This is a genomic window from Parapusillimonas granuli (assembly GCF_013416525.1).
Lineage (GTDB): Bacteria > Pseudomonadota > Gammaproteobacteria > Burkholderiales > Burkholderiaceae_B > Parapusillimonas > Parapusillimonas granuli.
In genome coordinates this window covers 52,071-75,859 of record NZ_JACCEM010000012.1, presented here as the reverse complement: position 1 = coordinate 75,859, position 23,789 = coordinate 52,071, and the positions used below count along the sequence as shown (strand labels likewise).

Annotated in this window: 28 protein-coding genes and 1 tRNA gene; 12 read left to right on the top strand and 17 right to left on the bottom strand. The window is 63.3% G+C overall.

Features of this window, described 5'->3' with window-relative positions:
* Positions 1-85 precede the first annotated feature (85 nt).
* The 4 genes from H0A72_RS19565 to H0A72_RS19550 are packed head-to-tail and all read left to right on the top strand — an operon-like array spanning position 86 to position 2,942.
* Complete coding sequence (locus tag H0A72_RS19565) at positions 86-1,087, top strand: Bug family tripartite tricarboxylate transporter substrate binding protein (RefSeq protein WP_180158193.1); 1,002 nt, start codon at positions 86-88, stop codon at positions 1,085-1,087.
* 2 nt (positions 1,088-1,089) lie between these two features.
* Positions 1,090-1,452 (top strand): tautomerase family protein, encoded by a 363-nt coding sequence (locus tag H0A72_RS19560; protein ID WP_180158192.1) that lies wholly within the window; start codon positions 1,090-1,092, stop codon positions 1,450-1,452.
* Entirely contained in the window at positions 1,452-2,189 is a 738-nt protein-coding gene (locus H0A72_RS19555; protein ID WP_180158191.1) for an N-acyl homoserine lactonase family protein, read from the top strand. Before H0A72_RS19560 ends, H0A72_RS19555 begins: the two co-directional genes overlap by 1 nt.
* A 3-nt stretch (positions 2,190-2,192) precedes the next feature.
* A complete protein-coding gene (locus H0A72_RS19550; protein WP_180158190.1) occupies positions 2,193-2,942 on the top strand; it encodes a carboxymuconolactone decarboxylase family protein in 750 nt (249 codons plus the stop codon).
* A 46-nt stretch (positions 2,943-2,988) separates the two neighbouring features.
* Here H0A72_RS19550 and H0A72_RS19545 read toward each other — a convergent pair whose 3' ends face one another.
* Positions 2,989-3,567: a P-loop nucleotide/nucleoside kinase family protein gene (locus H0A72_RS19545; RefSeq protein WP_180158189.1), complete on the bottom strand. Its 579-nt coding sequence runs from the start codon at positions 3,565-3,567 to the stop codon at positions 2,989-2,991.
* Between the two features lie 103 nt (positions 3,568-3,670).
* Between H0A72_RS19545 and H0A72_RS19540 the strand changes: the two genes are divergently transcribed.
* The 6 genes from H0A72_RS19540 (at position 3,671) to H0A72_RS19515 (ending at position 9,844) form a co-directional block, all read left to right on the top strand.
* Positions 3,671-4,501 carry a DODA-type extradiol aromatic ring-opening family dioxygenase gene (locus tag H0A72_RS19540; protein ID WP_180158188.1) on the top strand — a complete coding sequence of 277 codons (831 nt, stop codon included), beginning with the start codon at positions 3,671-3,673 and terminating at the stop codon, positions 4,499-4,501.
* Between the two features lie 160 nt (positions 4,502-4,661).
* A complete protein-coding gene (locus H0A72_RS19535) occupies positions 4,662-5,867 on the top strand; it encodes an iron-containing alcohol dehydrogenase family protein (protein WP_343060218.1) in 1,206 nt (401 codons plus the stop codon).
* On the top strand, positions 5,860-6,153 hold the full coding sequence (locus H0A72_RS19530; RefSeq protein ID WP_180158186.1) for a UxaA family hydrolase: 294 nt from the start codon (positions 5,860-5,862) through the stop codon (positions 6,151-6,153). The genes H0A72_RS19535 and H0A72_RS19530 overlap by 8 nt, the downstream gene beginning before the upstream one ends.
* The gene (locus H0A72_RS19525) at positions 6,154-7,311 is read left to right on the top strand and encodes a UxaA family hydrolase (RefSeq protein ID WP_180158185.1); all 1,158 of its coding nucleotides are present in this window, start codon (positions 6,154-6,156) and stop codon (positions 7,309-7,311) included.
* A gap of 26 nt (positions 7,312-7,337) precedes the next feature.
* Complete coding sequence (locus tag H0A72_RS19520) at positions 7,338-8,765, top strand: aldehyde dehydrogenase family protein (protein WP_180158184.1); 1,428 nt, start codon at positions 7,338-7,340, stop codon at positions 8,763-8,765.
* Between the two features lie 107 nt (positions 8,766-8,872).
* The gene (locus H0A72_RS19515; protein ID WP_180158183.1) at positions 8,873-9,844 is read left to right on the top strand and encodes a tripartite tricarboxylate transporter substrate binding protein; all 972 of its coding nucleotides are present in this window, start codon (positions 8,873-8,875) and stop codon (positions 9,842-9,844) included.
* Between the two features lie 22 nt (positions 9,845-9,866).
* Here H0A72_RS19515 and H0A72_RS19510 read toward each other — a convergent pair whose 3' ends face one another.
* From H0A72_RS19510 to petA, 13 genes are all read right to left on the bottom strand, one after another.
* Positions 9,867-10,634: an IclR family transcriptional regulator gene (locus tag H0A72_RS19510; RefSeq protein ID WP_180158182.1), complete on the bottom strand. Its 768-nt coding sequence runs from the start codon at positions 10,632-10,634 to the stop codon at positions 9,867-9,869.
* A gap of 14 nt (positions 10,635-10,648) precedes the next feature.
* Positions 10,649-11,071: a type II toxin-antitoxin system VapC family toxin gene (locus tag H0A72_RS19505; protein WP_180158181.1), complete on the bottom strand. Its 423-nt coding sequence runs from the start codon at positions 11,069-11,071 to the stop codon at positions 10,649-10,651.
* A gap of 2 nt (positions 11,072-11,073) precedes the next feature.
* A complete protein-coding gene (locus H0A72_RS19500; protein ID WP_180158180.1) occupies positions 11,074-11,310 on the bottom strand; it encodes an AbrB/MazE/SpoVT family DNA-binding domain-containing protein in 237 nt (78 codons plus the stop codon).
* A 68-nt stretch (positions 11,311-11,378) separates the two neighbouring features.
* Positions 11,379-12,833, bottom strand: coding sequence for an aldehyde dehydrogenase family protein (locus H0A72_RS19495; RefSeq protein WP_180158179.1), 1,455 nt, complete (start codon positions 12,831-12,833; stop codon positions 11,379-11,381).
* 363 nt (positions 12,834-13,196) lie between these two features.
* Entirely contained in the window at positions 13,197-13,970 is a 774-nt protein-coding gene (locus H0A72_RS19490) for a DNA alkylation repair protein (protein WP_180158178.1), read from the bottom strand.
* Positions 13,967-14,461 carry a MarR family winged helix-turn-helix transcriptional regulator gene (locus tag H0A72_RS19485; RefSeq protein ID WP_180158225.1) on the bottom strand — a complete coding sequence of 165 codons (495 nt, stop codon included), beginning with the start codon at positions 14,459-14,461 and terminating at the stop codon, positions 13,967-13,969. The genes H0A72_RS19490 and H0A72_RS19485 overlap by 4 nt, the downstream gene beginning before the upstream one ends.
* A gap of 271 nt (positions 14,462-14,732) precedes the next feature.
* Positions 14,733-14,808, bottom strand: a tRNA-Thr gene (locus H0A72_RS19480).
* Positions 14,809-14,874: 66 nt separating this feature from the next.
* Positions 14,875-15,639 carry a 4-hydroxy-2-oxoheptanedioate aldolase gene (gene hpaI / locus H0A72_RS19475; protein WP_180158177.1) on the bottom strand — a complete coding sequence of 255 codons (765 nt, stop codon included), beginning with the start codon at positions 15,637-15,639 and terminating at the stop codon, positions 14,875-14,877.
* A 59-nt stretch (positions 15,640-15,698) separates the two neighbouring features.
* Complete coding sequence (locus tag H0A72_RS19470) at positions 15,699-16,157, bottom strand: ClpXP protease specificity-enhancing factor (protein ID WP_180158176.1); 459 nt, start codon at positions 16,155-16,157, stop codon at positions 15,699-15,701.
* A 5-nt stretch (positions 16,158-16,162) separates the two neighbouring features.
* Positions 16,163-16,771 carry a glutathione S-transferase N-terminal domain-containing protein gene (locus H0A72_RS19465; RefSeq protein WP_180158175.1) on the bottom strand — a complete coding sequence of 203 codons (609 nt, stop codon included), beginning with the start codon at positions 16,769-16,771 and terminating at the stop codon, positions 16,163-16,165.
* Positions 16,772-16,915: 144 nt separating this feature from the next.
* On the bottom strand, positions 16,916-17,770 hold the full coding sequence (locus H0A72_RS19460; protein ID WP_180158174.1) for a cytochrome c1: 855 nt from the start codon (positions 17,768-17,770) through the stop codon (positions 16,916-16,918).
* 20 nt (positions 17,771-17,790) lie between these two features.
* Complete coding sequence (locus H0A72_RS19455) at positions 17,791-19,179, bottom strand: cytochrome b (protein ID WP_180158173.1); 1,389 nt, start codon at positions 19,177-19,179, stop codon at positions 17,791-17,793.
* Positions 19,180-19,253: 74 nt separating this feature from the next.
* Positions 19,254-19,898, bottom strand: coding sequence for a ubiquinol-cytochrome c reductase iron-sulfur subunit (gene petA, locus H0A72_RS19450; RefSeq protein WP_180158172.1), 645 nt, complete (start codon positions 19,896-19,898; stop codon positions 19,254-19,256).
* A gap of 123 nt (positions 19,899-20,021) precedes the next feature.
* Between petA and mscL the strand changes: the two genes are divergently transcribed.
* A complete protein-coding gene (mscL, locus tag H0A72_RS19445; RefSeq protein WP_180158171.1) occupies positions 20,022-20,480 on the top strand; it encodes a large conductance mechanosensitive channel protein MscL in 459 nt (152 codons plus the stop codon).
* 40 nt (positions 20,481-20,520) lie between these two features.
* Here the strand turns inward: mscL and H0A72_RS19440 are convergent, their stop codons facing one another.
* The gene (locus H0A72_RS19440; protein WP_180158170.1) at positions 20,521-21,297 is read right to left on the bottom strand and encodes a Nif3-like dinuclear metal center hexameric protein; all 777 of its coding nucleotides are present in this window, start codon (positions 21,295-21,297) and stop codon (positions 20,521-20,523) included.
* 28 nt (positions 21,298-21,325) lie between these two features.
* Here H0A72_RS19440 and H0A72_RS19435 point away from each other — a divergent pair, with 28 nt between their 5' ends.
* Positions 21,326-22,459: a S1C family serine protease gene (locus H0A72_RS19435; protein ID WP_180158169.1), complete on the top strand. Its 1,134-nt coding sequence runs from the start codon at positions 21,326-21,328 to the stop codon at positions 22,457-22,459.
* A 21-nt stretch (positions 22,460-22,480) separates the two neighbouring features.
* Here H0A72_RS19435 and tatC read toward each other — a convergent pair whose 3' ends face one another.
* Together tatC and tatB are read right to left on the bottom strand one after the other, a co-directional pair.
* Positions 22,481-23,251: a twin-arginine translocase subunit TatC gene (gene tatC / locus H0A72_RS19430; RefSeq protein ID WP_180158168.1), complete on the bottom strand. Its 771-nt coding sequence runs from the start codon at positions 23,249-23,251 to the stop codon at positions 22,481-22,483.
* The gene (gene tatB / locus H0A72_RS19425; RefSeq protein ID WP_180158167.1) at positions 23,248-23,757 is read right to left on the bottom strand and encodes a Sec-independent protein translocase protein TatB; all 510 of its coding nucleotides are present in this window, start codon (positions 23,755-23,757) and stop codon (positions 23,248-23,250) included. The genes tatC and tatB overlap by 4 nt, the downstream gene beginning before the upstream one ends.
* Positions 23,758-23,789 lie beyond the last annotated feature (32 nt).

Below are 23,789 nucleotides of genomic sequence, written 5' to 3'. Positions count from 1 at the left end.
GTCAAATTTCGCAATAAACAAAGTAAAAATCGGCGCGGCGGGCCACTTCTACAATGAATTCATAACGATCATCTAGGAGACCAGCATGCTACCCAAGGCAACCCCGCGGCCCGCCCTTCTTCTGGCCAAGCTTGCTTTTGCCGCCGCTGCGGCGGCCATTTCCATTATGCCAACATCCGCGGCCGCGTCGGCGGGATTTCCCGACAAGCCGGTCCGGCTCGTGCTGGGCTTCCCGCCGGGCGGCGGCGTGGACGTCGCCGCCCGCGCCTTGGGCAATGTGCTGGGCGAAGAGCTCGGCCAGCCGGTGGTGATAGAAAACATCCCCGGGGCCGGCGGCAACATCGCCACGGACCGCGTGGCCAAGTCCCCGGGCGACGGCTACACATTATTGTTCGGCAGCATCGCGCTGTCCATCAATCCGGCCTTGTACAAGTCGCTGACCTTCGATCCGCTCAAGCAGCTGCGCGCCGTTGCATGGGTCTCCACATCGCCGTACGTTTTGCTAGCGAATGCGCAATCCGGCATCGACGACGTGCAGGAGCTCATAGCGCAGGTGAAGTCGGGCAAGGAAATCGACTATGCCAGCGCGGGCAACGGCTCGGGCTCCCACTTGTTCATGCAGCAGTTCGCCGACCTGGCCGGCATCAAGATGACTCACATACCCTACCGCGGCGCGGCGCCCGCCATGAACGACGTGCTGGGCAACCAGGTTCCGGTGGTGTTCGACAGCATCATGACGACGCTGCCGCACATCAAGGCCGGCAAGGTAAAGGCCTTGGGCCTGAGCTCCGTCAAGAAATCGGTGGTGGCGCCCGACATCCCCTCGCTGGACGAACTGGGCATCAAGGGCATGGATTCGACGAGCTGGTTCATCGTCTTCGCCCCGGCGGCCACGCCCGACGACATCGTCCTCAAGCTGGAGCGCTCGATCAACAAGGCCTTGTCGCGGCCCGAGCTCAAGCAGCGCTTCGCCGATATGGGCGCCGAAGTGGTCGCCGGCGGCTCGGCCGAGGCGCAGCGCTTCTATCAGAGCGAAGTCGCGAAATGGGCGAAAGTCGTCAGCGCGACGGGCGTGCAGCTGGATTGACCATGCCGCATCTCACTTTGGAAGTATCCGGAAATCTCGCGCCCTGGGCCGACGCGATGCTCGACGCCGTCACGGACGCCTGCCTGCATAGCGGGCACTTCGAGCAGGCCGTCCTGATGGGCCGGGTGGTGGTCCACGAACGATTCCGGGTGCGCCAGCAAGGCATGGCGGCTTTTGTGAATCTCGGCCTGCGAATCAGGCAGGGCCGCAGCGAAGACGCCAGGGCGGACCTGGCGCGCCGGCTGGCGCAGGCCATACGGCAGGTGGCGCAAGACGGGCGGCTGAGCCCGCGTACTTGCATCACCTGCGAGATCCATGAGGTCGACACACGGACCCGGGCGCTGATTTTTGCGGGAGACGATTGATGGCAACCATACACGCGATACCGCTCGCCAAGATTCTGGGGCGGGCCGAGAAAACCAAGTTCACGTACCTGAAGGGCTTTGGCCAGAACGTGGAGTTCGGCTATTACGCATGGCTCGTGCAGGACGGCGACCACAACATTCTGGTGGATGCGGGGGCGACCGCCGTCCAGGCCGTCGAGTCCTGGGGCCGGCCGCCCGATACCGTGCAGCATGTGCAGACCCTGCAAGAGGGCCTGGCCGCGCATGGCCTGACGGTCGACGACATAGACATCGTCATTCTGACCCATCTGCACATGGATCACGTCGCCTACATACACGACCTGAAGAGGGCGAGGAAAATCGTCCAGCGCATCGAATGGGAATTCGGCTCGAAGCCGCAGCCCATAGACAAATACTACGACCACACCTTCATCGCAGGCCTGGAGTTCGAGCAAATCGAAGGGGACAGGCGGATCACCGAGAACGTGGGCGTGCTGTTCACCCCGGGGCACACGCCTGGCGGCCAGTCGGTATGGGTGCGCGGCCCGCGGGGCGTGGGGATCATCACCGGCTTTTGCTGCATACAGGAGAACTTCGGATCCTGCCCCTGCGGCTCGCCGGAGCACGACCTCACCATCCCCGGCATCCATCAGAATTCCATGGACGCCTACAACAGCATGGTCAAGGTATGGCAGGCCGCCGACTTCATCGTCGCGAACCACGACGCGAAATACATCACTGAAAGCGAGGTAGCTTAGGAAATGGACATCAACAAGGCCAAAGCGCTGTTGAGCAGCGTCTATGGGGACGTCGAATGGGTCGACGTATTGTGCCGCTACAGCCCCAAGAAGGCCGTGGGCCTTGCCTATGTGGCGGAAGGCATCTTCAACCGATCCGTGCTGCCGGAGAAGGTCAAGCATTTCATCTTGCTCGTGATCTATCTTTCCCAGGGCAGGGCGGATTTGGTCAAGCTGCATGCCCAACTGGCAAGAAGCGCCGGCGCCAGCGACGCCGAGCTGATCGAGACGCTGGAGGTCTTCCTGCCTTCGCGCGGCGTGCACATGTTCAGCGAAGGGCTGCGCCTGATCGGCGTCGACGCGCAAACGCTGCCCGCGCCGGAAGACGCCGATGCGGCGCACGAACCCGTCGACGTCGTCGACATGCTGGCCTACTTCGAAAGCGTGCTGCATGGGCTGCCGCCCTTCGTGACGCTGTTGGCCGAGCACAAGCCGGAGCTCCTGCAGGGCTATTACGTGCTGCGCAGCGAGAACCTGCGCGAAGGCGTCCTGCTGCATAAATACAAGGAGCTGTTGCTCGTGGCCCTCAATACCTCGGAGCGCTATACCGAGGGCGCGCGCATACACGTGGTCAATGCCATGGAGAACGGCGCGTCGGCCGAAGAGGTCGTGGACGCCATGACGACCGCGATACTGTCGGGCGGCGTGCCCGGCTGGATCGAGGGCAGCAAGGCATTCGTGGCGGGCAGCCAGGCCGTGGCGGTCGCCGCGTAGCCCCTCGGCCGGCCGTGGAAAGGCGCCGCCATGCGCGGCGGGCCGCCTAGCGCAGCAGCGCCTCCAGCGCCGCCAGCTGATCGTCGAGCGGAAGGCCGGCGTTCAAGACGGGCACCCGGCCGTCCACGACGGCGTCGGGCCGTTTCAATGCCGACACATAGCTTTCCCAGTGGGCGATCTTCCATGCGTCGCGCGGATCGGCGCGGTCGACGATGCGCTGCCTGCGGACTTCGAGCGGCAGCTCCAGCCATACGTGACGCAGGCGCGTGGCCGGCGGCAAGCCCAGCGCCTGGCAGGAGAACAGCGCGGACGAAGCCAGTTCGCGGCTCCATGGCGCCGGGAACACCACGTTCAGCCCGGACTCCAGCTGGTCCCTGGCGACGCGCAGCGTGCTGGCATATTCCAGGTCGCGCACTTTCGCCTTGAACAAGGGGCTGTCGCGATCGTCCGGACTTTGCCCCAGCGCCTGCAAAAACGGGCCGGACCAGCATTCGCTGACCACGTCCTTGTCGAGCACGCACCAGCATCGCCCGTGTTCCCGCTGCCTGCGGATGAAATGGCTGGTAAGAAAGGATTTGCCTGTGCCGGCGTGGCCGAGGATGAATAATGCGGTGGTGTTGCTCAAGGTGATGGCTCGGATACGTGTGAATATCTAATAGTACTGAAGGATTCACTAACTTCCATCAAAGATACATACTTGAGCCATGCCTGCAACCAGGAGATCCACAATGAACGACATGGCTTTCACCGCCGGCGAGCATGAACGCATGCCGGCTTTCTACATTCCTCACGGCGCCGGGCCTTGTTTTTTCATGGACTGGCAGCCCGCCGGCACATGGGACCGGATGGCCGGCTTTCTAAAGGGCCTGGCGGACACCCTGCCCGCCCGGCCGCGCGCCGTCGTGCTGATCTCGGCGCATTGGCTGGAACCGCAATTCAGCGTCACCGGGCGCGCCCAGCCACCGCTGATCTACGACTACTACGGCTTCCCGCCGCACACCTACCAGCTGTCCTATCCCGCCCCGGGCGCTCCGGGACTGGCGTCTATGATCGCGCAGCGGCTGGAACGGCATGGCGTGGACGCCAAAGTGGACCACGAACGCGGCTTCGACCATGGCGTATTCATTCCGCTGAAACTGGTCTTCCCCGACGCGGACGTTCCGGTGGTTCAACTGTCCTTGCGGCACGGCCTGGACCCCGCCGCCCATCTCGCAGCGGGCAGGGCGCTGACGGCGCTGCGCGACGAAGGCGTGCTCATCCTGGGCAGCGGCATGAGCTTCCACAACATGCGCGGCTATGGCGACCCGCGATACACGCCCGTCTCGGCCGAGTTCGACCGCTGGCTGACCCAGGCGGTGGAAAGCGAACCGGCGCAGCGCGACGCCTTGCTGCAAGCCTGGACGCAGGCACCCCATGCGCGCGACTGCCACCCCGTGGGTGGCGAAGAGCACCTGATCCCATTGATGGCGGTCGCCGGCGCCGCGGGGGATTCCCGGGGCCGGAAGGTTTATTCAGAGCAGGTCATGGAAACCACGATATCGGCGTATCGGTTTGGTTGAAGTCCGGTAGCCGCATACCGCTCCGGGGCTTGCGCCGCATGCGGCGGCGCGCGCTCACAGGCTCCGGTTCTCCCCACAACACAGAAGCGCGATCCATCCAGTCATGCTGCGGCGCAGTATTGACCGTAGGCGGATATCCCTGTAGATTTTTAAAAATGAGATGACATTTCATTTTCAGATATTCGGGAGACACGGTCAGATGCTACCTTCGTTTTGTTCTTCAACACGCAGCTTCCAAGGCAGGCCCGCCGCAGAGGTCATGGCCTCCGAGCTGCAGCGCTTCAACGCCAAGCGGGTGCTCTTCATCACTGATCGAGGGGTGCATGCGGCAGGGCTTACCCGCCCGCTCGAAGCGGCGGTGCCGCAAGGGTGCCGGCTTGCCGGGGTGTATTCGGAAGTCATGCAGGATCCAACCGCGCAGCTCATGGACGAACTTGGCAACCGCTGCCGGGACGAAGGCATCGACGCGCTGGTGGCCATCGGCGGCGGTGCGGCGCTGGACGCGGCCAAGGGCGCGGGCCTGGTGGCGAGCCACGGCGGTTCCATTCTGGACTTGGTCGGCGAAGACAAGGTCCAGCGCCCGCCGATCACGCTCCTTTGCATTCCGACCACCGCCGGTACCGGCAGTGAAGTGAGCTGGCACATCTCGGTGAACGACACGGAGCGCCACTTGAAGGTAACGGTGCGCTCGCCCTTGGCGGTTGCGACGACTGCCATTCTCGACCCCCAGATGGTCGCGTCGGTGCCGCCTGCGGTGGCCGCGGCGGCCGGCATGGACGCGCTCACCCATTTGCTCGAGTCATATGTCGGTAACGTCGGGCGCTGGGAAATGACCGACGCGCTGAATTTGCATGGAATCCAGCTGGTGGGCGACTCCATGCTGCCTTACTGGAAGAATCGCGGCGACGAGCGCCATGCGCGCAGCATGCAAATCGCCTCGTGCATCGGCGGGCTGGCGCTCTCGCATAGCCGCACAGGCATCGTGCACCAGATGGCCCGCCCGCTGGGCGCCAAGTTCCACGTTCCTCATGGCATGGCCAACGCGGTGCTGCTCCCATGGTGCCTGGCGGTGACCGCGACGCGCGATCCCGTGCGTTTTGCCCGCATAGCACGGGCTCTTGATTCGTCCGCGCCGGAGGACGACGCCGCGGCCGCGGCGGGGCTCGCCGACACGGTGCACCGCATGAACAAAACCATGCGGGTTCCAAGCTCGCTCGCCGCCTTCGGCGTCAAAGAGGCCGAGCTGGAAGACCTGGCCGTGGACGCGCTCCAGGGCAAGCCCGCTGTCACCAACCCCTGCGCCGTGTCGCTCGAAGAAGTGGTCGGCATTTATCGCAACGCGCTCAAAGGAGAGGCTCATGGATAAGCGCGCAATTGTGCTGCACCCCAAGGACAACGTCGCCACCGCGATCGTCGATTTGGAAAAGGGCGACACGCTCCGGCTTGCCGGCAAGGGGGATCTGGCGGCGATCGAGCCGATTCCCTTCGGGCACAAAGTCGCCCTGATGCCGATACCGGCGGGGCAGCCGGTCATCAAGTACGGCGAAAGCATAGGCTTGGCCGCCGGCGACATCCAGCTGGGCGCCTGTGTCCATGTCCACAACATCGAAAGCCAGCGAGGCCGGGGCGACCGGGCCGGAAAGGAGGCGTAAATGGAAAACTCGACCTTCATGGGCTATCGCCGTGAAAACGGCACCGTTGGAATCCGCAATCACGTGGCCATACTCGCGGTGATGGACAACGTCAATGGCATCGTGCGGAACCTGGGGCGGCTGATCAAGGGCACGGTGCCGATTCCCGTCTGGTACGGGCGCGGGCAGTTTGGTGAAGACGACGCGCTCTTTCGGCGCACTCAGGTGGGGTTGGCGACCAATCCCAACATTGCCTCGGTGCTCGTCATCAGCCTGGAAAGAGTATCGGCCGGCAAGGTTGCGGCCGCCATCGCCGAAAAAGGCGTGCCGGTTGAACACCTTTCCGTGCAAGACACAGGCGGCACGATCGAGACCATCGCCCAGAGCATGCGCATCCTTCAAAGAATGGTGCGCGAGGCCAGCCGGCAGCGGCGCGTGGCCGTCCCTCTGTCCGCACTCACCCTTGGGGTCGAGTGCGGCGGAACCGACACCACGTCCGGGATCGCCTCGAACCCCGCGCTGGGCTTTGTCGCCGACCGCGTCGTTGCGGCCGGCGGCACCGTGTTTCTTACCGAAACCTCCGAATGGATGGGCGCCGAGCAAGTATTGGCGGCGAGAGCCGTCAACGAGTCCGTCGCCGCGGACATCTGGAAGGCGACCGGGCGCATCGAGGCCGATGCCCGTGCCAGGGGCGTGGACATCCGGGGCGCCAACCCCGTTCCCGACAACATCCGGGGCGGCATTTCCACACTGGAGGAAAAATCGCTGGGCGCCATCATCAAAGGCGGCACGACGCCGGTGTGCGGGGTGCTGCCATATGCCACGCCGGCGCCTTCGGCGGGGCTGTTTCTCATGGATACGGCCGCGCCCGCCGCCGAATCGATGACCGGGATCGCCGCCGGGGGCGCGCAGCTCATCATTTTCTCGACCGGGCAAATGAACATCATGGGCTGCACGGTTGCGCCCACGATCAAGGTGACCGCGAACCCGCGCACCGCCGCGCGCCTGTCCGACAACGTGGACGTCGACGTTTCGGCCATGCTCGCCGGCGAGACGCTGGGCGAGGCCGGCGGGCGGCTCTTTGAGTTCGCCAGAGAGGTATGCGAAGGCGCCCTGACCTCGGCCGAGATCTTTGGCGACGAGGACATCGCCATCAGCCGCATACAGCCAACCGTCTAATCACGACTCATATTTAGGAGCGATGAATGTATCAACCCAGAATGCTGATCAACGGCCAGTGGGGCGTTGGCGGTTCGGACGTCGAGCTACCGGTGCTGAACAAGTTTTCAGGCGAGACGATCGCGCGGATCCGGGAGGCCACCGCGGAGCAGGTCCAGCAAGCCGTCGATGCGGCGCAAGCAGCCTTCGAGGGCGAGGAGCTCTCTCCCCACAGGCGTTTTCAGATCCTTGAGAAGGCGAGCCGCCTCGTGCAGGAAGACGCCCAAGCCCTGGCCCGGATGCTGGTCCGGGAAGTCGGCAAGACGATTCGCGAATCACGCGCCGAAGTCAACTCCGCCGCGGCTGCGCTGCTGAACGCCGCCGAAGAAGCCAAGCGCATCGACGGGGAAACCATCCCGGTCGAGGCGAACCCGGGTTCCGAGCGCCGCTTCGCGGTGGTGATGCACACCCCGTCGGGCCCCGTATGCGCCATTACACCCTTCAACGCGCCGCTGAACCAGGCCGCGCACAAAGTGGCGGCGGCGATTGCCGCTGGAAGCCCCGTGGTGCTCAAGCCCTCCGAGCAAACCCCGATCACCGCCTATCGCCTGGCCGAGATCCTCGTCGAAGCGGGCTTGCCGGCGGGGCACCTGGCAGTCGTTTTTGGCCGCGGGCCGTCGGTGGGCGAGCAACTGCTGAAGGATCCTCGCTTCAGCCGCTACACCTTCACGGGCTCGGCGCGCACGGGCCGGCACATACTGGAGACCGTGGGGATTCGGCCCGTTGCCCTGGAGCTCGGCTCCAACGCGCCGACCATCGTCTTCCCCGATGCGGATCTCGAACAAGCCGCCCTCGCCGCGCGCGCATCCGGCTATGCGATCGCAGGCCAGGTATGCACCTCCGTGCAACGCCTGTATGTCCACGAAAGCGTCATCGATCGATTCACCGAGATCTTCGTCGACAAGGTAGGCCGGCTCAAGGTGGGAGACCCCATGGACGATGCGACCGACGTCGGGCCGGTGCTGACCGACGCGGCCGCCGAACGCGCAGAACGGCTTCTGTCCGAAGCCGTCCAGAACGGAGCCGAGGTGCTGATCGGCGGCAAGCGCGAAGGCCGCATGTTCCAGCCCACGGTGCTCGGCAACGTAAGGCGCCCCATGGCGGTCGTGTGCCAGGAAGTCTTTGCCCCGATCGTGAACATCATGCCGTTCAAAGACACCGATGAGGTGATCCGTGAAGCGAACGACAGCGAATTCGGACTGCAGGCGGGCATTTTCACCAAGGACATCAAGAACGCCTTTTATGTCGCCAAGCGCCTGCGCTACGGCGGGGTGATGATCAACGACGCCTCTCGCTATCGTGCGCCCAATCAGCCCTATGGCGGCGTCAAAGACAGCGGGATCGGCCGGGAGGGCCCGAAATACGCAATCCGCGAGCTGACGGATTTCAAGACCGTCGTGTTCAACCTGGAGTAAGACGTCCGGCAAGGGCTTCCGGTCCAGCCGAGGCCGGGACCCGTTTCCGGAGAGCAAAAAAAGCCGTGCCTTGTCCACCACCAAACGATGATAGAAGGAGACACACAATGAAAATGAAATGGCTTGCCGCGGCCATGCTTGCCGCCGGCGCTCAATTGGTAAGCTCCGCGCACGCGCAAGGAAGCTACCCGGGCAAATCGATAAAGATACTCGTCCCGTTCTCGCCCGGCTCCCTGGTCGACACGATCGCCCGGCTCTACTCGGACAAGCTTTCTGAACGCCTGGGGCAGCCTGTCGTAGTGGAGAACAAGGTCGGTTCCGGAGGAATCATCGCGACCCGGACCTTGCTGCAAGCGCCGGCGGATGGCTACACCTTGCAGATGGTGTCTTCGTCCCATGCCATCAACGCCACCTTATACAAAGACCTGCCCTACGATACGGCCAACGACCTTTCCTGTGTCGGGCTCGTTGCAAGTTCCCCAACCGTCATCTCCATCTCGCCCAGTCTCAAGATCACCAGCGTGAAGGATTTCGTGGAGCATGTAAAGAAGAGGCCTGGGAAGATGAACTATGGTTCCGGCGGCATCGGCACGGCGGCGCACCTGGCCGGAGAATATTTCGTCAGCCGTACCGGCACCGAGATGGTGCACGTTCCCTATAAAGGCGTTCAGGAGGCCGTGATGGAGATCATCGGTGGGCGCATCGACCTCGCCTTTCCGCCGGTCAGCATAGCCATGCCGCAGATGCAGGCGGGCAAGCTCACGGGCCTGGCCGTCACGGGCGCCGAGCGCTCGCCTTTATTGCCCGACACCCCTACGGCCCAGGAGGCGGGCCTGGAAGGCTTCGAATACCAGATCTGGTATGCGCTTCTGGCGCCCAAGCGAACCCCGGAGCCGGTCATGCAGCGCCTGGCCACCGAGCTCAAGGCGGTGAGCGCGCTGCCCGAGATCCGCGAAAAGCTCGTCGCCCAGGGCATCACCCCAAGAGACCCCGTATTGGGCGAGTGCGACGACTACATCAAGGCACAGATCGCGGAACAGGGAGAGCTGGTGAAGGCCAGCGGCGCGACGGCGAAATAAGCGGGCCGGCCCTGGCCATGGGTCAGACGTTGCCCAACCGCCTGGAGAGCCCGGCCGCCGCCCGGGTGACCAGCGCCGAGAAGCGTTGAATATTTTCTTCGGTGAAGCGGGATTCCGGCCCTGAAATGGTCAAGGCCGCCACGACTTCGCCCGCGTGATTCCGCACCGGCGCGCCCACGCCGGCCGCGCCGGGCGTTTGTTCCGCAATGGTCGAGCAATAGCCATGCTCGCGAATGAAGCGCACTTGCTCATGCAGCCTGCCGGGGTCGGATATCGGCGTGCCGGCTTGCGCGCGCATCGCGATGTATGCGGAAATTTCTTCATCGCTCAGATCGGCCATGAGCGATTTCATCGATGCGCCGGCGTGCAGAGGAACCCTGCGTCCGAGCGGCGTGTGCATGCGTACGCTGTGCTCGCCATCGACCTTGGCGATAAAGACCCCGCAGTCCCCGTCGCGAATGGACAAATGAGCCGTCTCGCCCGATTCTTCCGCAAGCTCTTTAAGAAAAGGCATCGCGCGCGAAGGCAAGTCCAGGCGCTGCGATACCAGGTGGCCGAGCTCCAGCAGCTTCAAGCCCAGCTGGTAGCGCCGGCTTTCCGCGTCGTATTCGATGAAGCGCAATTCCTCTAGCGTCGACAGCAGGCGAAAGGCCGTGCTATGCGGAAGATTCGCTTCCTTCGCCACTTCGGCAGCGGTCCATTCGCGCTTTCCCTTGCTCAGGATATCTAGCAGCCCCAGGGTTTTTTTTGCGGTTTCCGACGTTGGGGTGAGTTTCTGGTTGGTTCTCATTTGTAGTGCGGCGATCAGGCGACTGGACCGGAAGGTGATGGGCTGATCAATGTAAGAGTTGGGAAATAACGGCGATATCGTTTGGTGTCCCGGGTAAGCAAGGGAATGGCCAATACCGCGGCATGCGCGCCGATGAAGAAATCAGGCAAGACGCCGGTTTCTCTTTCCGCTTCGCCGCGATACCTGCGAAAGGCCTTGCCGGCCAGGAAAAGCGCGCTGGCCGGAATGCGCTCGACCAGCAGGCCCATTTTTGCAATGGTGTCGTCCAGCGCCTCGATGTGGTCATAGCCGACGGACCATTCGGCGTACACCACATCATTGATCAACAATGGGCCCTGGATGCTGACCGACTCCAGCTGCTGGATGGACCAGTCGGCCCAGTTTGGATCGTCTGTCACCACATCCAGCAAGATACTGGTGTCGATCAGCGTGGTCATCGTCATTCATCCGCTGAGCGGGTGAGCTTCATGATCTGATCGGTGGTCATGCCGCATTTGGCCGCCCCCCTGAATTGCCTGAAGCTGCTTCTGGAAGCCGCGCTCGCGGCTCCGGGCTGTAAATACACCCGCCCGTCGCTGGCGATTTCGAAGCTGACTTCGGCGCCGGGGCATAGCCCAAGCAGATCACGCACAGGTTTGGGAATGGTGACTTGCCCTTTGGCGGTGAGCGTAGACATGGCATGCTCCTTGTAATACCTGGATTTTAGCAGGTATTACTTTGTGCGAGCCCGCCTACGCGGCCCTGTCAGCCGGGGGCGACCACGCCCGCCTGCTGATAGATATGCTTGATTTCCAGAAAATCGTTGAGCGCGTCGTAGCCGTGCAGGCGCCCCAGGCCGCTGCGGCGATAGCCGCCCGTTTCGGCTTCGGCAAACAGTTTGTTGTGGTCGTTGATCCATACCGTGCCATTGCGCAGGGCCCTGGCCACGCGCATGGCGCGGGCGCCGTCGCGCGTCCAGATGCTGGCCGCCAGGCCATATTCGCTATGGTTCGCCCGCCTGACGGCTTCGGACTCATCCTCGAAGGATTCCATCACCAGCAAGGGCCCGAAAATTTCTTCCTGGATGAAGAAGGCGCCGCTATCCTGGTGTGCGACCAGAGCGGGATTCATGAAGAAACCCTGCGGGAGCGACTGCGGGCGACCGCCGGGCAGCAGCACCTCGTCAGCGATGTCCAAGGTCCTGGATACGCACTCCTGGACCTGCGCATGGGCGCGCTCGTCGATCAGGGGGCCCATGTGCACACCGGCCTCGTCGCCCGGCCCGACCTTCAGGGCGCGCAAGGCCTGGGTCAGGGCTTGCTTCATCTCGCCGAACTTGCTGGCGTGCACCAGAACGCGCCGGGCGGCCGTGCATTGCTGCCCGGAGGTGATCGTCGCGGCCGCGGCCAGCAGCCCCGCGGTCTTCGCGATGTCCGCGTCGTCGAAAACCAGGCAGGCCGCCTTGCCGCCGAGTTCCAGCGACAGGCGCTTCATCGTCGGCGCGGCGGCCGCCATGATGCGCTGCCCCGTGGCGTTGGAGCCTGTGAAACTCAATACGTCGACCAAGGGGGACGTCACCAGGGCCTGCGCCACTTCATGCCCGGTTTCGGAAACGACGTTGATCACTCCGGGCGGCAGTGCGGCGATTTCGGAGAGCGGCCTGAGCACGGCCGCGTTGATCAGCGCCGTCTGCGGTGCCGGCTTGATGACGGTCGTGCACCCCGCCGCCAGCGCGGGCGTCAACGAGCGGATCAGCAGCACGACGGGAGAGTTCCAGGGCACGATGATGCCGACGACGCCGGCCGGCTCTTTGAGCATGGTGGAGTATTCGCCGGGCGATACCTCGAATACGTGGCCGGGCATGTAACGCGTCAGGCCCGCGTAATAGCGGATCTCGGAGATGGCGCCGGCGATTTCGCCGCGCGCCTGCGCCAACACCTTGCCGTTTTCGCGCGTGAGCAACTGGGCGAGTTCTTCGGCGCAGGACGCCAGGCGATCCGACCATTCCCACATGACTTGTTGGCGCAAGCGCGGGTTCTGCGCCCATTCGGGGCGGTTGAAGGCGGCGCTGGCCGCCTGGATGGCTGCGGATGCGTCTTCCGTGCCGCTGTCCGCCAACCGGCCTATGACTTCACCGGTCGCCGGGTTGATGCTGTCGGCCAACCGGCCGCTTTGCGCCGGACACCAACGCCCGTCGATCAAATTGTTCGCTATCGTCATGAGTCCCTCTCCCATCCTCGCATCGCTTTCGCAGTCCGGCCAGATGCCGGCGGGCGCGGCAGATTATGTCAGCGAACCACGGGATTTACCAATATCATTTATTGAAATACTCAATCAATATAAATGATGGAGGCGCGAGATATGAACATCATTATTAAATACTGCGGGATTAGGGTGTTAAATCATTAAAATTAAATCGTATGCGTTAAACCGTATCGCTAGTGATCTACCGATGTGCTTTACTCGATCGACGTAATCATCATTTATTTTGATAAATAAAATGATTGAATATTAATCAGGGGGCATGCTCCATGAGTGCCTTCCGTGGCCGTGCTCGCGGCCCGGCTGAACCGGATATCTCGTTTACTTTAGATTGCGCAAGGCGCGCTGGCAGATGCGGCGGGTGGCGTCGTCGGTGGGCATGGCTTGCAGCCATTGAGCACAAAGGCCGCGTACCCAGTCGGGCTGGTCTTTGGCGGCATCGTTGAGCCAGTTGGCGACCGAGTCCTGCACGTAGCGGGAAGGATCGTTGCGCAGTGGTGCCAAAATGGGCAGCGCCCGCCCGGGTTCGCGTTTGAGGCCGCCAATATGCGCGCACCACACGCCTCGCGGGCGCATGGCTTCGCTGGCGAAGCGGCGCAAGCGTTCGGAAGGCAAGGTTGCCCATTGAGCCAAAAGAGAGATGGACGCATCCAGTTCTTCCGCCAAGTGCGGGCGCATCGCCATCCAGGCCCATTCGCGCACGCCGAAATGTCCGTCGTCCGCCAGTGGGCGGATGGCGGCCAGCCGCGTGGAAAGAGACAGCCCGGGCTGTGCCCCGATCATGAAGCAGGCCCAGCCGCGCACGGTATCGGCGCTGTGCGCCCGGCAGGTCTCGATGCCACCTGCGCCCAACGCATCCAGCAACACGGCGCCGATGCGGCTCATGCGCTTGAGAATGCCCAGCTCGCAGGCGGAATCCACTTCTTTGAGCGCCTGGGGTGACAGGCCGGGAAAAACGGCACGCATCAGCCGGGCCTGGTCAAGAGCCAGGCACTCGGCCAAGGTGGCGCTTTGCATGGCGCCGCTAGACAAGGCTTGCAGCACGTCGGAGGGGATGGCTGAAGCGCGGGTTGCGCCTTTGCGGGCAGCCGTCATGGCGCCCTCCTGCCGAGATTGCCGGCCACTTTCTCCAGCAGGGTCGCCAATTGCTTGCGCTCCGATACGGAAAGGTTGCCATACAGGCCGGCTATCCAGCGGCCATGCTGCTCGGACACAGTCTTTGCTGCACGTTTTCCCTTGCGAGTGAGCCGTATGCACAGCGCTCGGCGGTCATTGGTGTCCGCAAGGCGCTCGATCAGTCCTTCGCGCTCGAGGCCGTCGAGCAGCCCCGTGACGGTGGCGCGGGTAACCCCCGCGTTGTCGGCCAGCGCGTTCGGCGCCAGTCCCCCGGGCGCCGCATCGAGCAGGAACAGCAGGATGAAGCGCCCTTCGGACAAACCATGCGGCGCCAGCAGCGCGGCGCAGTCCTGGTCGATTCCCGCAGCGAGCGAAAGCGTTTGGAAGCACAGGCGAATGCCTTCCACGTCGGGCATCTTGCGTCGTTGCGCTTCCTGAATGAGCGCGTTGTACTTCTGTTCGAGCTTCATAATTAGTCGCCTTATAATAAGGCGGCTAATTATATAAAAAACATGCTGTTTAGCAAAGCTTTCGCTGAGCGGAGAGAAGGTGATCTTGTCGCCGAGCTTCAGGCCCATGCGCCGCCGTATTTCCCTGGGTACGGTCACCTGCGCAATCACAGGTAACTCCTCTTGCCTTGAGGAGCAGGCACATTGGCGGCTGAAGTCTACACACCGGCTACATGGGAGTAGCAAAGCAAAACGCCAACCCTTGCGGATTGGCGTAAGTGCTTGAATTGTTTGGTGCCGGTTAACGGATTCGAACTGTTGACCTTCGCATTACAAGTGCGCTGCTCTACCAACTGAGCTAAACCGGCGAACGCATAATTCTACAGGAGTTTCCTGAATTCTGCTGTGCGGGCCCGCCGTTGCGGGCCGCGATGCTAAGCGCGAAAGCGTGCGGCGAGCTGTTCGGCGTTGCGTGCCAGCAGGGCTGCGTCCAGGCCGACGGCGGTGAAGAGGGTGCCGACTTCCATGTAGCGCCGCGCGGCGGCCTCGTCGACGGTGAGGATGCCGGGTGCCTTGCCGCAGGCGCGTATGCGGCGGATGGCGTCTTCGATGGCGCTTTGCACTTCGGGGTGCTTGGGATCGCCCGGATGCCCAAGGCTGGCCGACAGGTCGGCCGGGCCGATGAACACGCCGTCCACGCCGTCCACCTTGGCGATGTCTTCGAGCCTGTCCAGCCCTTCACGGGTTTCGACCTGCACCAGCAGGCAGAGCTGGTCTTCGCAGACTTGCATGTAGTTGTTGACCTGCCCGAAGCCGCTTGCGCGCATGACGCCGCCCACGCCGCGCATGCCGCGCGGCGGGTAGCGCATGCCCGACACCGCCTGTTCGGCTTCTTCGACGGATTGCACGTAGGGGATCAGGAGGGTTTGCGCGCCGATGTCCAGGTAGCGTTTCTGCTGGACCAGGTCGTTCCAGCTGGGGCGCACCACGGGCGATACGGGATATGGAGCGGCGGCCTGCAGTTGGCCCAGCACGGTCTGGACGTCGTTGGGGGAGTGTTCGGTGTCGAATACCAGCCAGTCGAACCCGGCGCGCGCCACGATCTCGGCGCTGTAATGGTGCGCCAATGACACCCAGAGACCTAGTTGATGCTGTCCTGCGTTGATCGCTTGCTTGAACCGGTTTACCGGGATCTGCATGGGGAGCTCCATAAGTGGGGAATGTAGCGGTCGATGATACTCGCTCCCGGCACCGGGGGCTACTTCACCACTGTGAGCCGCGGCGGCTTCGGCGGCGTGCCGTCCGGCGGGCTGGAGCCGCCGGAGCCGCTGTCCGGCACCGCCTGCGGGCCCGGCCCCGGCGCGGATGCGTCGGCGTCCGAATCGCTGCCGGGATAAGGCTGAGACTCCGCGACATCGAAGCCCATGCCCGCGCCGGTTTCCCGGGCATAGATCGCCGAAACCGCCGCCACCGGAACGTAGATCTGCTCAGTCACCCCACCGAACCGAGTCTGGAACTCGATATAGTCATTACCCAATGTCAAGCGATTGGTGGCCAGCGTGCCGATGTTCAGCGTGATCTGGCCATCGTGGATGTGCGCCGGCGGAACCACCGTGTTGGCGTCCACCGTGACCACGATGTGCGGAGTGTAGCCGTTGTCGGTGCACCACTCGTGCAATGCGCGGATCAGGTAGGGCTTGGTAGAGGACTCTTGCATGATGTTTAGCGGCGCATGACCTTTTCAGAGGGTGTCAGTGCTTCGATATAGGCGGGACGCGAAAAAATGCGCTCCGCGTACTTCTGGATGGGGGCGGCATTCTTGGGCAGCTCGATGCCGTAGTGATCCAGGCGCCACAGCAAGGGCGCGACCGCGACGTCGAGCATGGAGAATTCCTCGCCCAGCATATATTTGTTTTTTAACAGCATGGGCGCCAGCTGCGCAAGGCGGTCGCGGATGTTTTGGCGGGCCAGGTCTTGCGCCTTGGTGTCGGTGCTGGAGCGGTCTTCCAGTATCGATACGTGCACGAAGAGTTCTTTTTCGAAGTTGTACAGGAACAGGCGCGTGCGCGCGCGCATGACCGGGTCCGCCGGCATCAGCTGGGGATGCGGGAAGCGTTCGTCGATGTATTCGTTGATGATGTTCGATTCGTACAGGACCAGGTCGCGCTCGACCAGGATGGGGACCTGGCCGTAGGGGTTCATGACGGAAATATCTTCTGGCTTGTTGTACAGGTCGATGTCACGGATCTCAAAATCCATGCCTTTTTCGAACAACACAAAGCGGCAGCGTTGAGAGAACGGGCATGTCGTTCCAGAATAGAGCACCATCATATCGTGGATTCCAATCGTAGAATAAGAATAAGAGCGCGCGCCGCAAGGCGCCGCTCCGAAAAGCGAAATAGGCGTATCGCAACGCCTATTTCTTGTCCGATAGCTGGGATGCAGTGCCGGCTAGGGCGGCTACCGGTGATTATATTACCTGACGTGTTTCCAGTAGGCTGCGTTCAGGCGCCACGCGACGACCAGGAACAGGCCCAGGAAGAGCAGGATCCATACGCCCATTTGCTTGCGTTGCTGCTGTACGGGTTCGGCCATCCAGCCCAGGAAGTTCGCCAGGTCGGCCACGTTGCTGTCGAAGGCCGCGACTCGTTTGGGGTCGGCGGATTCCAGAACGGCCTTGTCCTGGGGGTTGCCGCGGTAATCGGCAAGCGGTTCGGACTTGATGTCGGCGAAGCCCTGGGTGTCGTACTTGGCGGTGGTGCGTTCCCATTGCAGGGCGCCGCCTTCTTTTTCGACCTGGTGGACGGTGACGTGGTTGAGCGAGCGCGGGCCTTCCATTTCCCAGAGCGGGTTCGGCATGCCGACGCTGGGGAAGACCAGGTTGTTCCAGCCGGTCGCCTTGGTGGTGTCGCGGTAGAAGGTGCGCAGGAAGGTGTAGACGTAATCGACGCCGGACGGGCCCATGGTGGTGGACTTGGCGCGCGCGATGACGGACAGGTCGGGGGGCGCGGCGCCGAACCACTTCTTGGCGTCCTCGGGCGTCATGGCGATTTTCATGAGGTCGCCGACCTTGTCGCCCGTGAACAGCAGGTTCTTTTTGATCTGGTCGTCGGTCAGGCCGATTTCGGCCAGCTTGTTGTAGCGCATGGAATTGGCGCTATGACAGCCCAGACAGTAGTTGACGAACAGCTTCGCGCCGTTTTGCAACGCCGCCATGTCATTGATTCGGTTCGGTGCGCTTTCCAGCTTGTAGCCACCGCCCGCGGCCAGGGCGGCGCCGCAGGTCAGTGATAAGGCAATTGCGCCTAGCAGCTTTTTAATCATGATCATTCCGTAACGTGTTAGTTGCCTTAGTGAGCGTGAAACGTGACGCGGTCAGGGACTGGCTTGAACGTGCCGATGCGGCTCCAGACAGGCATCAGGAAGAAGAAGCCCAGGTAGATCACGGTGCCGATCTGGCTCATGAGGTTGAACGTCGGATTCGGCGCTTGCGTGCCCAGGTAACCCAACACCAGGAAGTTGACGATGAAGATGGCGTACAGATACTTGTGCCAGGTGGGGCGGTAGCGGATCGACTTGACGGGGGAATGATCCAGCCACGGCAGGAAGAACAGGATCACGACGGAACCGCCCATGACGACCACGCCCCAGAACTTGGCGTCGATGACGCGCAGCAGGATGGCGACCAGGATCAGCACGGCCGGCCATACCAGGCGCCAGACGCCGCGCAGGTTGCCCTTCAGGAACAGGGCCGCGGCGGCGATGACGCAGCCGGCGATCATGACCCAGGTGAAGTCGGCCGTGGTGGCGCGCAGCATGGAATAGAACGGCGTGAAGTACCAGACCGGCGCGATGTGCGGCGGGGTCTTCAGCGGGTCGGCCGGAATGAAGTTGTTGTATTCCAGGAAGTAGCCGCCCATTTCAGGGCCGAAGAAGATGATGGCCGCGAAGACGATCAGGAAGCCGGCCACGCCCACGATGTCGTGCACCGAGTAGTAGGGGTGGAAGGGGATGCCGTCCAGCGGGCGGCCGTAGCGGTCCTTGGGGCCTCGCTTGATCTCGACGCCGTCGGGGTTGTTGGAGCCCACTTCGTGCAGCGCGATGATGTGCGCGACGACCAGGCCGATGAGCACCAGCGGCAGCGCAATGACGTGGAAGGCGAAGAAGCGGTTCAGCGTGGCGTCGGACACGACGTAGTCGCCGCGGATCCAGATGGCGAGCTCAGGGCCGATGAAGGGAATGGCCGAGAACAGGTTCACGATGACCTGGGCGCCCCAGTAGGACATCTGGCCCCAGGGCAGCAGATAGCCCATGAAGGCTTCGCCCATCAGACAGAGGAAGATGGCCACGCCGAAGATCCAGACCAGCTCGCGCGGCTTGCGGTAGGAGCCGTAGAACAGGCCGCGCAGCATGTGCAGGTACACGACCACGAAGAACATGGACGCGCCCGTGGAGTGCATGTAGCGGATCAGCCAGCCCCAGGGCACTTCGCGCATGATGTATTCGACCGATTCGAATGCCAGCTTGGCGTCGGGCTTGTAGTTCATGACCAGGAAGATGCCGGTGACGATCTGGATGACCAGAACCAGCATTGCCAGGGACCCAAAGAAATACCAGAAGTTGAAGTTCTTCGGGGCGTAGTATTCCGACATGTGGTCTTTGAACAGGGTAGTAAGCGGAAAACGCTTATCTATCCAGCCTAAAAGTCCTGTCGTTTCGACGGTTTTCTCGCCAGCCATGAAACGGCTCCTTTTTCTATCTTACGGGCGTATTGTGGATTCGGTTCGTGGGCGTTCAGCGGCGCCCTTCGGGATCAGGCCTTGTTGTTCTCGTCGACGCCGACGACGATGCGCGTGCCGTCGGCCGAGTAGGAATAAGGCGGGACCTCGAGGTTGTCGGGCGCCGGCTTGTTGCTGAACACACGGCCGGCCAGGTCGAAGGTGGAGCCATGGCATGGACAGTTGAAGCCGCCTTGCCAGTCGGCGGGCAGGCCGGGTTGCGGGCCCGCGGCCAGGGCGGGCGTGGGCGAGCAGCCCAGGTGCGTGCAGATGCCGACGCAAACGAACAGTTCGGGCTTGCGCGAGCGGTATTCGTTCTTGGCGTATTCGGGGGTGTAGCCCGGGCGGTCGGAGTGGGGGTCGGCGAGTTCCGGATCCAGGCCCTTCAGGGCAGCCAGCTGTTCGGGGGTGCGGTGCATGATCCACACGGGCTTGCCGCGCCACTCGACCGTGATCATCTGGCCGGCGGGGATGTTAGAGACGTCGACCTCGACGGGGGCGCCGGCCGCGCGAGCCTTGTCCGAAGGCGCGAAGGAACTGACGAACGGGACCGCCGTGGCCACGCCCGCGGCACCGCCCACCGCACAGGCGGTGGCCACCCACATACGGCGCGAAGGATCGGGTGGCAGGTTGGGGTCAACCGCACCGGAATCGTCGAGCTGTGTCGTAATCTGACTCATTCTAGTATCCTTATTCATGCCTCGCGTGGGGGCATACCATCAGTGATTTGGCTGTGTACTATCTTATCAACCGCGTATTATAGCGTTTGCCCGAAATAGGGTGTAACACGAAAGGAAGGCGATATGAGCAAAGCACGGGGTTTTCTGCAAGAGTTTCAAGAGTTCGCGGTCCGCGGCAACATGATCGATCTGGCGGTCGGCGTCATCATCGGCGCGGCCTTCGGCAAGATCATCGACTCCCTGGTGAAAGACATCATCATGCCCATCATCTCCTTCATCCTGGGCGGCGAGGTCGACTTCACCAATCAGTTCTGGGTGCTGCGCCTGCCCGAAGGCTACACCGGGCCCGAAACCTACGACGCCCTGACCAAGGCCGGCGCCGTGGTCCTGTCCTGGGGCAACTTCCTGACCATTTTCATCAACTTCATCCTGCTGGCCTTCGTGGTGTTCTGCCTGGTGAAGGCGGTGAACACGGCCCGCGACAAGGTCTTGCGCCGCGAACAGGCCGAGCCCGCGGCGGCGGCGCCTCCTCCGGAAGACGTCGCCCTGCTGCGCGAAATCCGCGATCTCTTGAAGAAGTGACGGGCCCGGCGACCGAATCCGGGCGGGCCGCTTCGGGTGATCAGATCGGGTTGTCGATGTCCAGGAAATCCACTCGTATCCCGAACTGCTGGGCAATGGCCTCGCCCAGCGCCTGCACCCCGTAGCGTTCCGTCGCATGGTGGCCGGCCGCGATGAACGCCGTGCCGGTTTCCCGGGCCAGGTGATACACCGGCTCCGACGCCTCGCCCGTTATGTATGCATCGGCGCCGGCTTCGATGGCGGCTTCCATCATGCCTTGGGCGCCGCCGGTGCACCAGGCGATGCGCTCGATTTTTTGTTGTGGATTTCCCACAACCAATGGACGGCGTTGTAAGGCATTGCAAATAATATTACCGAGCTCGTCCAGGTTGCGGGCGCTGCGCGAGCGGCCCATCCAGACCAGGCCGTCGCGGCCGCAAAGCACGGGCTGGCCATCGGCGCCGAGCTCGGGCTCCAGGCCCAGCACCCGCGCCAGCTGTGCGTTGTTGCCCAGCGTCGGGTGGGCGTCCAGCGGCAGGTGGTAGCCGAACAGATTCAGGTCGTGCGCCAGGGCCAGCGCCAGGCGCTTGCGCTTGGGGCCGCGCACGCGGGGGCTCTCGTTCTGCCAGAACCAGCCGTGGTGCACCAGCACGGCATCGGCTTTTCTATCGATCGCCGCCTCCAGCAGCGCCTGCGATGCCGTGACACCGGTGATAATGTGTCCGATACTGGCTTTGCCCTCGACCTGCAGTCCGTTCGGGCAGTAGTCCTTGAAGCGCGCGGCCTGCAAGGTGGCGTCGAGCCAGTCGGCCAGTTGTTGGGTGGAAACCTGTTTCATTGTTTTGCCTTTTCCTTATTGCGAGCTTATGCGTCGATTGTGGTTGCTGTTTGCCCAGACGGTGACGATATGCCTGGGTATTTTATTCATCGTGGCAACCTTGCGCCCCGACTGGCTGCACACACCGCAGCCGGCGCCGGCCACGCCACCCGCCCCGGAGCAGGGCGCGCCCTTTTCATTCGCCGCCGCCGTGGCGCAGGCCAGGCCGGCCGTGGTCAACGTCTACACCAGCAAGCACGTCAATGTGCCGGTCATCCCCATTCCCGCCGATCCCGAGCTCGAGCGTCTGTTCCGGGACATTCCCGGCTTCAGCCGCCGCAAGGAATCCACCAACCTGGGCTCGGGCGTGATCGTCCGGGAAGACGGCTACATACTCACCAACTACCACGTCATTGAAGCCGCCGACGCGATCGAGGTCGCATTGAGCGACGGCAGGCAGACCCGCGCCGCGGTGGTGGGCGCCGACCCTGAAAGCGACCTGGCGGTGCTGAAGATAGACCTGCCCGACCTGCGCGCGATCGCCTTCAACGGTTCGCACGAGGTCAGGACGGGCGACGTGGTGCTGGCCATAGGCAACCCTTTCGGCGTGGGGCAGACCACCACCATGGGCATCGTGTCGGCCTTGGGGCGCAACCGCCTGGGCATCAATATATATGAAAACTTCATCCAGACCGACGCTGCCATCAATCCCGGCAATTCCGGCGGCGCGCTCATCGACACCTCGGGGCGCCTGATCGGCATCAATACCGCCATTTATTCGGAATCCGGGGGATCGCTGGGCATCGGCTTCGCCATCCCGGCGGGCGCGGCGCAGACCATCATGGAGCAGATCATCAAGACGGGGACGGTGACCCGCGGGTGGCTGGGAATCGAGCCGCAAGACATCACCCCCGACCTGGCCCGCGCTTTCGGCTTGAAGCAGCACGACGGCGTCATCATCGCCAGTGTGTTGCGCAATGGCCCGGCGTGGCAGGCGGGGCTGCGGGTGGGCGATATCGTGCTGGCGTTGAATGGAGAGCCGGTGCGGGACGCGATCGGCTTCCTGAACCAGATCGCGCCGCTGCCGCCGTCGGAAAAGGCGAAGCTGCGCGTGGTGCGCGAAGGGCGGCGGATGGAGCTGGAAGTGCGTGTCGGGACGCGGCCGCCGATTCCGAAGCGGTGAGGGCGCCGGCCGCTGCCGCCGTCACCCGTTATCCGGATCGGACTCCAGCTCGTCGGCCGCGGCTTCCTTTACCTTCAGCATCCCCGCGACCACCACGCCGACTTCATACAGCAGGCACAAGGGCACCGCCAGCATGAATTGGCTGACCACGTCCGGCGGCGTCACCACCGCGGCGATGACGAACGCGCCGACGATGACGTACCCCCGCGCGCCGCGCAGTTTCTCGACCGTGACCATTCCGCTCTTCACCAGCAGAATCACGGCGATCGGCACTTCGAACGTCACCCCGAAAGCGACGAACATCGTGATCACGAAACTTACGTAGGCCTCGATGTCCGGCGCCGGCGTGATCGATTCCGGCGCGAAACCCGCGATGAACTGGAAGACCGTGCGGAACACCACGAAATAGCAGAACGCCATGCCCGCCAGAAACAGCAGCGTGCTGGACGCGATCAGCGGCAGCGCCAGCCGCTGCTCGTGGCGATACAGCCCGGGCGCGACGAAGGCCCAGGCCTGGTACAGGACCACCGGGAGCGCCAGCACGAAAGACGCCAGCAGCGTCACCTTGATCGGCACCATGAAAGGCGTGATCACGCCCGTGGCGATCATGCGCGTGCCTTCCGGCAGGGAGGCGAGCATGGGCTGGGCCAGCACGTCGTAGATGGCGGACGGCCCCGGGTAGATGAACAGAATGACGAACACGGCCAAGACCGCGCTGACCGCGCGCAGCAGGCGCGAGCGCAGTTCGACCAGGTGCGAGATGAAGGTGTCTTGGGAAGCTTCTTGTGTCACGTGGGAGCCCCCGGTTTGTCTTTGGTGTCTGGGCCGGCCGTGCCGGCCGGCTGGATGTCGGCGCCTGCGCTGGGCGCGGCCGCGCCATTGCCGGCGGGAAGGGTGGCTGGCGCGGCCGCGGGCTTGGCGGGTTCGGCGGCCGGCGCCGCGGTCGTTTCCGGGCCGCTCATCTGGGCCCGGGCCGAGTCGACCAGGGACTCGACCGAGGCGGATGCCTCTTTCAAGGCCTGCTCGGCCTCGGACAGAGGCTGCCGCAGGCTGTCGGAGGCTTCCTGCATGGACGACTTGACCGACTTGGCCGCTTCCTCCATTTGGCCCTTCAGGTTGTTGAGCTCGTCCAGGTCCATCTCGCGTTGGATGTCGGACTTGACATCGCTGACGTAGCGCTGAGCGCGGCCGACCAGGTGGCCGATGGTTCTGGCCACCTTGGGCAGGCGTTCGGGCCCGATGACGATCAGCGCGATCACGCCGATCAGCATAAGTTCACTAAAGCTGACGTCAAACATGGGTAAAGGATTCGCTTGAAAGAATAGGGTTA